This window comes from Gilliamella sp. ESL0232 (assembly GCF_013346885.1).
In the GTDB taxonomy this organism is placed as follows: Bacteria; Pseudomonadota; Gammaproteobacteria; order Enterobacterales; family Orbaceae; genus Gilliamella; species Gilliamella bombi.
The window spans coordinates 32734-45333 of record NZ_JAAEDW010000003.1 but is presented as its reverse complement, the minus strand read 5'-3'; the positions used below and the strand labels follow the sequence as shown (position 1 = coordinate 45333).

Genomic DNA, 12600 nt, shown 5'->3' with positions numbered 1-12600 from the left:
TAAAAACTTAATTTAAATGCAAATTGATATCATAAGGTGTAATAGTCTTTATTTGTAGGATTTACTAGCGTTGTTTACAGTAATTTGAGAAGCTACTGTAAGGAATATACATAAGAAAACAAAACTAACGCCTTGTTAAGCTATTTGCCTGAGGTAGAATTTAACAAATAGCTACCCCTTAATTTTGTTGTTTGAACAGGTGTGGTCATTCCACACTACATAGACCGCCATTTAGTGTGTAATACATTAAAACAAGCCTTATTTCGGCGTCAATTTCCTAAAAATGTACTCATTCATAGTGACCAAGGAAGCCAATATTACAGTGCTGATTTCAAGCAATTATTGTTACAATATGGGCTAAGGCAAAGCATGAGTCGAAGAGGAAAGTGCTTTGATAATGCGGTTGTTGAAAGTTTTTTTCATACACTCAAAACACACATTATTCATGACTATTACTACAAAACGAGGAAACTGGCTAATAAAGCACTATTTGAATATATTGAAATCTATTATAATCGGATACGCCGTCATTCAGCCAATGGCTGGGTATCACCTGAATAATATGAACAACAATATTACCAAAACGAAAAATGATAGAGGCGGGCACTGTCTAATATTTTGGCGAGGATCACCGTATTTTAGGAAATATAATTTTCTCATTTATCGCCGCCACATTTCCCTGGAATTCTGATTTCTTTAGCTTTGACTTCAACTGAAGACTTAAATATCATAGCAATTACAGGTCTATCCATCTTTCTGATTCCAATATAAATATATAATTTATAAGATTCATTTTAATTTACTTAACTTCAAAAGTATTTCCTTATAATCATTTTTGTAAAAATCATTTTTAGCTTTATTATACATTTTTTCAAAAGAAGCTATAAATTTATCTAAGTAATTGTCTGGAATGCATTCATTACGATTTAAAATCTTTTTTATTTCAATGTAAAAATTTCTTTCTGATTTCGCTTTTGGACTGATATTTAAAATTGATAAGATATAATCCCATTTTTTATCCTCCATATAAAACTGTGGGAAATTAGTAATAAATAAAGAAACATAGTAATCTATTTTCTTAACATTTTTCAATTCATTAAAAAATTTAAAAAAATTATCTAAAGGGGGGAGATTATATCCTTTTATCATATTTCCTATGCAAGATACTATATTTATAGTAGCTTCTTTGGTTAAATTTTCATTTTTATACAAGTATATTAATTTTTCAGCCAATGCAACATCGGAAAAAAACTCTTTATAGTACAAAGATCTTTCTTTTCTACTAAATTTTTCTAAATCAGATATTAGCTCTGATAGTTCTATAAGATCATTTTGTCTATCCCAACTTTTAATTTTATAAGTAAGAATATTCAAAATATCGATATTTTTTTTTAATCGTGTCATCTAGCATGTTCCTTTACTGATAAATTTACCTTACTCATTAAAAAAGTTGTATGAATTAGTGTAGTCGATCCACATGATATAGCCATTGATTATATGGAGCTCGGTAGCCCTTACCAAAATGGCTATATTGAACGATTTAATCGTACCTATCGTACTGAAGTACTCGATTTATATCTTTTTAACAACTTAGCGCAAGCAAGGCAAATAACCGAAGTATAACACCGAAAGACCGCATGATGCATTAAATAACATGACACTGTTCAAATATAAAACATTAAAACAGGCAGCTTCATTTTCTACGTCAGTTGTGTACTAAGTTTGAGGTAGTTACAATGAAAGTATAAATAATGCCAGTAATTCTTATATATTGGTTTATCTTTTGTATTTGCTTTAGTTGCCTTTGGTCACTTTATGATAGAATAATGTTTTATTACTTAATATCTAAATAAAAACCACCAATAACTATGTCATTAATTAATCTTACCAATGCTTATCTTTCATTTAGTGATGCGCCGTTGCTTGATCATATCGATATGTCTATTGAGCCAAATGAGCGTGTTTGTCTTGTTGGCCGTAACGGTGCTGGAAAATCGACTTTACTTAAAGTTTTAAATAAAGAAGTGCCATTAGACGAAGGGCAAATTATTTATGAAAATAATGTGATTGTTTCACGATTGCAACAAGATCCTCCTCGTGATGTGCAAGGTAGTGTGTTTGATTTTGTGGCAGAAGGATTACACGAACAAGCACAGTTATTACGAGATTACTATGATTTAGCTCATCGTGTTGAGCACGATCCTTGCGAAAGTAATTTAGATAAATTAGCTAAAATGCAAGAACAGTTAGATCATCAAAATGGTTGGCAATTAGATAGCCGTATTCGTAATGTTATTTCTTCATTATCGCTTGATGGTGATGCGTTGTTGTCTTCGTTATCGGGTGGGTGGTTGCGTAAAGCCGCATTAGCCAAAGCGTTGGTTTGTCAACCAACAGTTTTATTGCTTGATGAACCAACCAATCATTTGGATATTCAAACCATTAAATGGTTGGAAGATTTTTTGAAAAGTTTTAATGGCAGTATTGTGTTCATTTCCCATGATCGTTCGTTTATTAGTCAAATGGCAACGCGTATTATTGATTTGGATCGAGGTAAAATTGCGTCTTGGAGTGGGAATTATGATAATTATTTGCTTGGTAAAGAAGAAGCATTGCGTGTTGAAGAGTTACAAAATGCTGAATTTGATAAAAAATTAGCTCAAGAAGAAGTCTGGATCCGACAAGGTATTAAAGCTCGTCGTACTCGTAATGAAGGGCGAGTGCGAGCATTAAAAGCAATGCGTCAAGAATATAGCAAGCGACGCCAAGTTATGGGTAGTGCTAAAATGCAAATCGAGGAAGCATTACGTTCAGGAAAAATTGTTTTTGAGCTTGAAAATGTGACATATCAGATTGAGGATAAGTTACTAGTTAATGATTTTTCTGTGCAAGTATTACGTGGTGATAAGATCGCTCTGATTGGTCCTAATGGAATTGGTAAAACAACGTTACTTAAATTGATGTTAGGTAATTTAGAGCCAACATCAGGTAATGTGCATTGTGGCACTAAGCTTGAAGTGGCTTATTTTGACCAGTATCGGTTAGAGCTCGATCCTGAAAAAACAGTGATGGACAATTTAGCCGAAGGTAAACAAGAGGTAATGGTAAATGGTCGTTCACGCCATGTACTTGGTTATTTACAGGACTTTTTATTTCCGCCTAAACGTGCCAGAACACCTGTACGAGCACTGTCTGGTGGGGAGCGTAATCGTTTATTGCTGGCTAAACTATTTTTAAAACCTAGCAATTTATTAATACTTGATGAACCAACCAATGATCTTGATATTGAAACATTAGAATTGCTAGAAGAGTTAGTGAATGATTATCAAGGAACTGTCTTGTTGGTTAGTCATGATCGGCAATTTGTTGATAATGTGGTCACTCAATGTTGGTTTTTTGAAGAAAAAGGCCATATTGGTGTTTATGCTGGTGGTTATGCCGATGCTCTGCAACAACAGCAGCAGGCACAACCAGTTAAAGTAACGACAGTTAATAAACTTGAGCAACCTAAAAAAGAATTAGGCGCTACTAATAATCAAAGTAGTGAGCGAACCGCTAAAAAGAAAGTTAAACTGAGTTATAATGAACAACGAGAATTGGCACAATTACCAAGCAAAATAGAACAATTAGAATTAGAGATTACTGATTTACAAGCACAAATTGGTCAAAGTGACTTTTTTAATCAAACTCATGAAATTACTAGTCCAATTTTACAATCTTTGGCAGATAAAGAGGCTGAATTAGAAGCTGTTTTTGAAAGATGGGAACAGTTAGAGTCTTTAAGTAAATCATAAGGTAAATGTTAGTATTTTTCAGCATTATTTATTTGTGTTATAAAATAAATAATGCTGTTTCCTTACCCTAAGGTTTTTATATAATATTTTTTACATAACCCTTTTTTAAATAACCGTTTTATTATTCCATAATTTTCTAGATAAAAAGTAGAATAATAATAGTGCGATGATGACAAAACACGCACCAACATAACCAATGTAATCAATTGAAAGTAAAATTAATACCTTACTGCCTATAAAAGCACCGCCTCCTATTCCAATATTGAAAATACCAGAATAGACTGAAGTGGCTATATCTGTGGCATCGGGTGCGGCATCAATTACTTTGCTTTGCATAACCATTCCAATAATTGTAATGGAAAGCCCCCAAATTAAACATTGAATGATTGCAGTATAAAGCGTGAATGAACATACATAAAGCGATAATAAGCAAGTAATCAGTAGTAGCATAGGGATGATGAAAATTGCGGTTGGATTTTTTTCAGCATATTTTGCAAAAATAACGCTACCAATCATTCCAGAAAAACCTACAACTAATAATAAAAGGACGATAACATTTTGATTAAATCCACCAATATTTTTCATGAATGGCGTAATATAGGTATAGGCAGTAAAGTGACCTGCAATAATAATGGCAATTAATAAATAAATGTTTAGCAGTATTGGGCGTTTTAATACCATTGGAATATCTTTGATAGAGATAATATCCATGCTTGGTACAGTAGGCAATAAGCGGAGTAGTAATATCATCACGCAAAAAGCGATACCAGCAATACATAAAAAAGTCACGCGCCAGCCAACGAGTTGTCCTATGATGGTGCCAATTGGAATGCCTAGAATGGTTGCCATCGATACGCCAATAACAATAAAGCCCATTGCTTTAGCTTTTTTACCATTGGGCGCTAACCGAACTGCAAGCGGTGTTGTAATTGCCCAAAATACAGCATGAGCACAAGCAATACCAATTCTTGCTATCATTAAACTGTAAAAATTCCATGCGACTCCAGCTAAAATATGACTACCTATAAATAGGCAAAATAAAAGGATAAGTAGCTTCCTTCGTTCCATTTTTGACGTTAATACTGTGAGTGGCAATGATAATAGCGAGACAGCCCATGCATAAATGGTGAGTAATAATCCAGCATGAGCTACATCCATTGAAAAGCTTTCAGCAATATTGGGTAATAGTCCGACAGGTACAAATTCCGTTGTATTAAAAATAAATGCCGCAAATGCAAGACAAAGAATTGATGACCAAACCCGAGATCGGTTAATACTATTATTCATGATTAAGATTTTGGAGGGAATATTAGATTACTTTTGATTATAACTGAATATGTTTGTCTATTAAATAGTTGCTAAGAATAAATCTTAAACTTAATCGCCACCAATATTAGTATTTGAGGGCGATGTTTCATTATAGCGATTTATTCTAGTGCTTTAACTGCAGCTAGGACTTTGTCATAATCAGGTTCAGAAGAGGTTTCTTTGACATATTCCACATAAACAATTTTGTCGTTTTTATCAATGACAAATACAGATCGAGAAAGTAATCGCAACTCTTCAATAACAACTCCATATTTTAAACCAAAGTTGAGTTCTTTATGATCTGAGGTGACTTTAACGGCATCAATACCTTCAGCAGCACAGTAGCGATTTAAGGCAAAAGGTAAATCGACGCTAATTGAAAATATCACTGTGTCTTTTAATTTTGCCGCTTCGACGTTAAAGCGATGCACTTGAGCACTACATACTGAGGTATCAATGGATGGAACCGAATTAATAATTCTGATTTTACCTTTAAAATCGGACAATTTAATGGGCTTCATTTTTAAATCTTGCACGATAAAATTGGGCGCTGTGTCGCCAACTTTAATTTGTGTGCCTAACAAAGTAATAGGTGCTCCGCGCATGGTGATTTCATTAACTCTTTTTTGCATAACATTTTCCTTAGTGTTGTGACGAATCACGTTGTTGACAGTGTAATGTCTTCCAATGAATTGGAGTTGTTGCACTTGTTAGGGATAAATAGATTTAGAACTGTTCCAATATAGAACTAAAACAACTTCTGAACAATACTTGAATTTGTTTTAAGTGATGAATTAGCCGATTTCTATTATTGTTAATAATGTTATTGTTCAAAATGATGAATAAATTTGAGTAGTTATCGAATTAATAGAAATGATATGTAATTAGTATTGGCTGTTTTTACAGCCAATAGTTGGATTTTTAAGTTACAATGTCTTAAAAGCAATATCAGGCAAAATCGCTTCACCTTGCCAATATAACTCACTAGCAATACTGCCTGCAATTTGATAATAAAGTTGGCTAAATTCGCTATCAGGGTGGTTAATGACAGTGGGCTTTCCTGTATCAAGATCTTGGCGTAACATTTTTTGAAGTGGAATTTGCCCTAGCAATTTGGTTTGATATTGCTCAGCTAAATGTTTTGCACCACCTTCACCAAAGATGGCCTCATGATGTCCACAATGTTCGCAAATGTGGTAACTCATGTTTTCAATAATTCCTAGTGTTGGTATGTTTACTTTATTAAACATGGTAATACCTTTTTTTGCATCGATTAAAGCAATATCTTGAGGAGTTGTGATAATCACAGCAGCAGTAACTGGAATGTTTTGCGCTAGGGTTAATTGGATATCCCCTGTGCCTGGAGGCATATCAATGACAAGATAGTCGAGTTCTGGCCAAAGCGTATCTTGTAAAATCTGTAATAGTGCTTTACTTGCCATAGGTCCACGCCATACCATGGCACCATTAGGATCAACTAAATAACCAATGGAATTACTAGCAAGCCCATATGCCATGATTGGTGTCATATGTTTATTATCGGGTGTTAAGGGTTGCTGGTTTTCTGTACCTAGCATGGTTGGGATCGAGGGACCATAAATATCTGCATCTAAGATCCCCACTTTAGCGCCTTGTTTTTGTAAAGCTAGCGCAAGATTGACCGCTGTTGATGATTTACCCACACCGCCTTTTCCTGAGCTTATTGCGATAATGTTTTTTATATTATTAATGGCATTTTGGTTATTAGCACGTTTTAAAGTAGCAATTTTATATTCAATATGCCAGTCAACTTCATTAACGCTGTTAAGTTTAAGTAATTTTGGAGTGGTTATTTTTTTCAATTCTTCAAAAGTAGATTGCCAAGCGAAAGGCATTGTTAAATTTATAGTTAAGTGGTGATTAACTATTTCGCATTTTTTTATTGCCCCGAGTTCAAGTAAATTTTTTTGTAGAGTTGAATGAATAAAATTTTCAAGAATTTTTTTTACTTCAGTGTTCATTATGGTTATCTCTTTATGCCTCAGTATTTATACTCGTTTCATTTCCAATTACCTTGTATTAAAAGCGTAAAATACCTTAAATAATAAGGCGGTAAACAGTAAATTGGTTTACCCTCATAAAAATGATTATTTTCTGTTTGAAATATGAATTGAGTATATAAATTTTATCAAATTATGGCATAAATCTAGCGATAATCCCACGATTGATGTACTATTTCTGCCATTATGTAAAAAAGGGTAATAAATCAACATGACAACTCAACGCAAAATATTGGTGACTTGTGCACTTCCTTATGCCAATGGTGCAATTCACTTAGGTCATATGCTAGAACACATTCAAGCTGATGTATGGGTACGCTATCAACGTATGCGTGGTAATGAGATCTATTTTATTTGTGCTGATGATGCCCATGGCACGCCAATTATGCTCAAGGCTCAGCAATTGGGGATTACTCCAGAGCAAATGATTAGTGAAGTTAAAACCGAACATCAACGTGATTTTTCTGGCTTTAATATTAGTTATGATAATTACCATTCAACACATAGCCCAGAAAATCGTGAGATATCAGAGCAAATTTATAAACGTTTGAAAGCGAATGGTTATATTAAAACTAAAGTTATTTCACAGCTATTCGATCCTGAAAAACAGATGTTTTTACCTGACCGTTTTGTAAAAGGTACTTGTCCACGCTGTAAAGCGCCTGATCAGTATGGTGATAACTGTGAAGTGTGTAGTGCTACTTATAATCCTATTGATTTAATTGAACCTAAGTCTGTGGTTTCGGGCGCTACGCCGATTTTAAAAGAGTCTGAACATTTCTTTTTTGATCTACCTGCTTTTTCAACTATGTTACAAGAGTGGATTCGCTCAGGAACATTACAAGATCAAGTTGCTAATAAAATGCAAGAATGGTTCGAATCAGGCCTACAACCGTGGGATATTAGCCGTGATGCACCTTATTTTGGATTTGAGATCCCCGATGCGCCTGGTAAGTATTTTTACGTTTGGTTAGATGCACCAATCGGTTATATGGGATCTTTCTTAAATTACTGTAATAAACAAAATAAACCAATTTTTGATGAGTTTTGGGACAAAAATTCAAATACAGAACTTTACCATTTTATTGGTAAAGATATTGTTTATTTCCATAGCTTATTTTGGCCTGCTATGTTAGATGGTAGTGAATATCGCAAGCCATCGAATATTTTTGTTCATGGATATGTCACGGTTGACGGTGCAAAAATGTCTAAATCACGCGGTACTTTTATTCAAGCAAGTACCTATCTAAAACATTTAGATCCTGACTGTTTGCGTTATTATTATGCCGCTAAACTATCATCACATATCGATGATATTGACTTAAATTTAGAAGACTTTGTTCAACGTGTAAACAGTGATTTAGTCAACAAGGTCGTTAATATTGCTTCGCGTTCGGCTGGTTTTATTTATAAACGCTTTGACGGCAAATTATCAGATAAAGTGGCAGAGCCTGAACTGTATTCCTTGTTTGTTGAAAAAGCAGAAGTGATTGCTGACTACTTTGAACAACGCGAATCCGGCAAGGCAATTCGTGAAATTATGGCACTTGCTGACGAAGCTAATCGTTATATTGATGAAAAAGCGCCATGGGTGGTTGCTAAACAAGAAGGGCAAGATCAAACATTGCAAGATATTTGCTCAATGGGTATTCACTTATTCCGCATCTTAATGACCTATTTAAAACCAATTGTGCCTTCATTGGCTGAACGTACAGAAGCATTTTTAAATAGCAAATTAGAATGGAATGAAATTGATAATGCTTTAACAAGTCATAAAATTAATCAGTTTAAAGCCTTATTTAATCGTATTGATATGGATAAAATTACAAACATGATTGAAGAAACAAAACAACAAGCTGCATTAGCCCAACCGGCAAAACCTAAAGTTGCAGAGCCTATCGCTGACACGATTAATTTTGATGATTTTGCTAAAGTCGATATGCGCATTGCTTTAATTAAACATGCTTGCTTTGTCGAAGGATCCGATAAATTACTTCAATTAACACTTGATATTGGTGACGAAACCCGTAATGTGTTTTCAGGTATCAAGCAGTTTTATCCTGACCCAGAGGTGTTAATTGGGCGTTTAACTATTATGATTGCTAACTTAGCTCCTCGTAAAATGCGCTTTGGTGTTTCTGAAGGTATGGTGCTTTGTGCGAGTGGTAAAGGTGATGATGAAGGTGTGTACCTACTATCACCAGATAGTGGTGCTAAACCAGGAATGCGAATTTCGTAATTGATACCTTTATTATAGAAGTCACATCTTAACAAGTTAATACGCTTGTTAAGATGTTTCAGGAAACTATGCGTTTCAGTATAAAATTTGCTTATTTGATAAATAATTGTAGCTTTTGTTTTTTGGGGCTGTTTTTTTATTATAAATATGTTGCCATTCCAATTTTGAATTTATGTCGTTTGAGGGTACTGATGGTTGGTTGCTTAAACTTTTTAAAAAGCCTATAAAAGCCTTTCCGTTTACACTTAGAAACCTATTCCATATCTGGCGCCCAATTTCATTTAAACACCATTTTTTGATCGAAGTAAATAAAATTTCACTTTAAATCAATATGCTATATTTTTCTTTTTATCCTGAAATTGGCAATCAAAATAACGATTGCCAAAGCTCAATTTTATTAAAATTCATATTTTACTGTTTGGTTTAACATTACTTGTAAATTCATTATTTTCTTACTTTTGATTTTCTGACGGATTTCCTGAATAAGGAAATATGCTGTCTTTTAGTGAAAAAGAGAAATCTTTTGTATTAATCTCACCAATAACTTTGTTGCTATCGTATAAAGCCAGTAAAAAATCGGCCATTTGCTTTGCTGTATGGTACTTGGTAAAACTTGCATCATAATTGTAGTTACTGACATTATTGGCTTTTTCACCAAATTCTGTTTTTGTCGCGGCCGGAGCTAACACCTTTGCGGTTAATTGGGCGTTAGCTTGCTTTAATTCTTGTGCTAGCCCTTCGGTAAAAGCATTGACATAGAATTTTGTTGCGCAATAAGTTACCGCATTAGGAACGAGAGTATACCCGCCTCGGGAGGAGATGTTTATTAGTTGTGTTTCGGGTTCATTTTGATATTTACGTACATACAGTGTTGAAAAAATCGTTAGGGTTTCAATATTTAAATGAAGCATTGATTCTATTTTTACTAAATCTTGATCACTAACACTGCCGTAATGACCAAAACCGGCATTATTAATCCATGTTTCAATAAAATAGCTGTCTAAATCATTAAAAAGGGAATAAGCGTTGGTTGGTTGTGATAAATCACAAAGTTTTATAATTACGTCTAATGCTGGGGCAATTTTTGCACTTCATGTTTGAATCCAGGAATTTTACTTTAGTGCCATTAATTAGTAGTTTTATGAAGTGTTATCCCCAAATTAGTGTCGATATACAATTAAGTGATCGTTATGTCGATTTAATTAAGGACGGTTTTGATATCGCTTTTCGGATTGGTGATTTGAGTGATTCAGGGCTTATTGCTCGTAAACTTAATCCTCATCAACTTATTTTTGCTGCCTCACCAGATTATTTAGCGCAATATGGTGCTCCATTAATACCTGATGATTTGAAAAAGCATCAATGCTTGATTTACCAATATGTGAATCAGAATAAAAAAGATCATGTTTGGACGTTTATGATTAATGGTCAAATAGTTAATATTCCTATATCAGGGACATTTCAAAGTAATCAGACTTCAGCGTTAGCGATAGCTGCGATTGAAGGACTAGGTATCACCATGTTGCCAGAATCTATGTTACAAGAACCAATTAAGCAGAAAAAATACAAAAATTTTTACCACCTGCCAAGCCGCTTAATATGATTTATGCTGCTGATCGTCAGCAACCACCAAAACTAAAAACATTTATTGAATTTGTGTTGAATGCAATATCGTAATAGGTGTGTTTTTTATACATAATAAAAAAGGCGATTTGCTCGCCTTTTTTAACAGTTGTCATAAAAGAACCAATAGTTATTTTATCGTCACTAAAGTGCTCACTTCTTTACCTAACATATTGTTTAAATAAACTAAATCGTTGGCAGTTAAGGTTCCTACTGCATATTTTAATTGTAGTAAACTGGTTAAATAGTTATATTTTGCATCTGATAAATTTCGTTTAGAACTGTATAGTTGAGTTGTTGCAGTTAATACGTCGACAATTGTTCTTGTTCCTACTTGATAACCAGAATTGGTTGCTTCTAATGAACTTTGTGCAGAAACTACCGCTTGTTGATAAGCTTTGATGGCACTTATTGATGATGAAATATTATTGTATGATGAGCGAACTTGATTAATTACACCTCGATTGGTACTTTCTAATTTTTCGCTAAAACTCACGTAATTTTGTTGTGCTTGCTCAACTTTAGACATTGTTGCACCACCTGAAAAGATAGGTAGGTTTACACTGACGCCAACATAGTTATTCCCTGAATAAGATTTACCATGAGCGCCAGTCCCTACGCTATTACCGTATCTATCAGTTTTATTCAAATTAGTTGATGCATCTAAACTTGCTGTAGGTAAATGTCCCGCCTGTGAGAGTTTGATTTGTTCACGCGCTATGTCTTGATTTAACCTCATTGTTAATAAATTAAGATTAGATTTTTCAGATTGTTTTAACAGTGCGCTGATTTGTGCTGGTGATTCTGTTTTAAATGTATTGGTATTGACACTTGCTAAACTTGAATAAAAACGACCACTTACTTGGCGCAGTGCTTCAATGGCATTATTTAGATCATTTAATGCATTAACTTGTTGTGCAACAGTTAAGTCATAATTGGCTTGAGCGTTTTGTACATCAGTAATTGCTACTAAACCAACTTGATGTTGTTGACGAGTTTGTTCTAACTGACGGCCAATTGCTTTTTTCTGTGCATCAATAAAGCTTAATGCATCAAGTGCTTTTAATACATTAAAATAAGCGACAGAAGTATTTAAGATTAATGTTTGACCTTGGTATTGATAGGCAATATCAGCAATACTTGCTTGTTTTTTAGTAATATCTAAGGCTTTCCAATTTGAGAAATTAAAAATGCTTTGAGATACTGCGACTTGGTATAAGTTGCCGCTTTTAGATTTTACACCACTTGTATCACGTCGACCATGAGTAACACCATAGGAAGCACTTAAACCAACTTGTGGTAGTAAACTTGCACGAGAACCTGAAATTGCTGCGTATGCTTTATTTTTTTCAGCTAATGAACTGCGTAGATCTGGGTTAGTTTCTTTTGCTTGTTCATAAACTTGTATCAAATTTTCAGCAAAGACAGATTGGCTTAACGCTAAGCCAATTAAAAAGGTTAAGGTTTTTTTCATCAATCTTCTCTTTAAAAATCATTAAAATATAGTAGTATTTTTAATAGAGTAATTTTAACAGATAATTAGTATATAGTAAGTATAGTTTGTGTGTCATTCGCACTTTTTATTCAAATTCAGTTT

At 33.9% G+C, this 12600-nt stretch carries 8 protein-coding genes and 3 pseudogenes; 5 read left to right on the top strand and 6 right to left on the bottom strand.

Annotation, left to right across the window (positions count from 1 at the left end; all coding sequences use genetic code 11):
- Positions 1-213: 213 nt before the first annotated feature.
- A pseudogene (locus GYW75_RS04600) lies at positions 214-561 on the top strand (DDE-type integrase/transposase/recombinase); the annotation flags it as partial.
- A 228-nt stretch (positions 562-789) separates the two neighbouring features.
- Here the strand turns inward: GYW75_RS04600 and GYW75_RS04595 are convergent.
- On the bottom strand, positions 790-1404 hold the full coding sequence (locus GYW75_RS04595; protein WP_174798609.1) for a hypothetical protein: 615 nt from the start codon (positions 1402-1404) through the stop codon (positions 790-792).
- Positions 1405-1482: 78 nt separating this feature from the next.
- Here GYW75_RS04595 and GYW75_RS12460 point away from each other — a divergent pair.
- Together GYW75_RS12460 and GYW75_RS04585 are read left to right on the top strand one after the other, a co-directional pair.
- A pseudogene (locus GYW75_RS12460) lies at positions 1483-1720 on the top strand (integrase core domain-containing protein); the annotation flags it as partial.
- A gap of 148 nt (positions 1721-1868) precedes the next feature.
- The gene (locus GYW75_RS04585; RefSeq protein WP_174798608.1) at positions 1869-3794 is read left to right on the top strand and encodes an ABC transporter ATP-binding protein; all 1926 of its coding nucleotides are present in this window, start codon (positions 1869-1871) and stop codon (positions 3792-3794) included.
- A gap of 105 nt (positions 3795-3899) precedes the next feature.
- Here the strand turns inward: GYW75_RS04585 and GYW75_RS04580 are convergent, their stop codons facing one another.
- From GYW75_RS04580 to apbC, 3 genes are all read right to left on the bottom strand, one after another.
- Complete coding sequence (locus GYW75_RS04580; RefSeq protein WP_065589508.1) at positions 3900-5081, bottom strand: sugar transporter; 1182 nt, start codon at positions 5079-5081, stop codon at positions 3900-3902.
- Positions 5082-5221: 140 nt separating this feature from the next.
- The gene (tpx, locus tag GYW75_RS04575; RefSeq protein ID WP_174798607.1) at positions 5222-5734 is read right to left on the bottom strand and encodes a thiol peroxidase; all 513 of its coding nucleotides are present in this window, start codon (positions 5732-5734) and stop codon (positions 5222-5224) included.
- Between the two features lie 294 nt (positions 5735-6028).
- Positions 6029-7102, bottom strand: coding sequence for an iron-sulfur cluster carrier protein ApbC (gene apbC, locus GYW75_RS04570; protein ID WP_174798606.1), 1074 nt, complete (start codon positions 7100-7102; stop codon positions 6029-6031).
- A gap of 250 nt (positions 7103-7352) precedes the next feature.
- On the opposite strand from apbC, the gene metG reads away from it, so the two are divergent.
- A complete protein-coding gene (gene metG, locus GYW75_RS04565; protein WP_174798605.1) occupies positions 7353-9380 on the top strand; it encodes a methionine--tRNA ligase in 2028 nt (675 codons plus the stop codon).
- A gap of 452 nt (positions 9381-9832) precedes the next feature.
- Here the strand turns inward: metG and GYW75_RS04560 are convergent.
- Positions 9833-10456: pseudogene (locus GYW75_RS04560) on the bottom strand (SDR family NAD(P)-dependent oxidoreductase); the annotation flags it as partial.
- On the opposite strand from GYW75_RS04560, the gene GYW75_RS04555 reads away from it, so the two are divergent.
- Positions 10450-10983 (top strand): substrate binding domain-containing protein, encoded by a 534-nt coding sequence (locus tag GYW75_RS04555; protein WP_342366961.1) that lies wholly within the window; start codon positions 10450-10452, stop codon positions 10981-10983. The pseudogene GYW75_RS04560 and the gene GYW75_RS04555 sit on opposite strands and share 7 nt — an antisense overlap.
- 150 nt (positions 10984-11133) lie before the next feature.
- On the opposite strand, the gene tolC is transcribed toward GYW75_RS04555, so the two are convergent.
- Positions 11134-12477: an outer membrane channel protein TolC gene (tolC, locus tag GYW75_RS04550; RefSeq protein ID WP_174798603.1), complete on the bottom strand. Its 1344-nt coding sequence runs from the start codon at positions 12475-12477 to the stop codon at positions 11134-11136.
- Positions 12478-12600 lie beyond the last annotated feature (123 nt).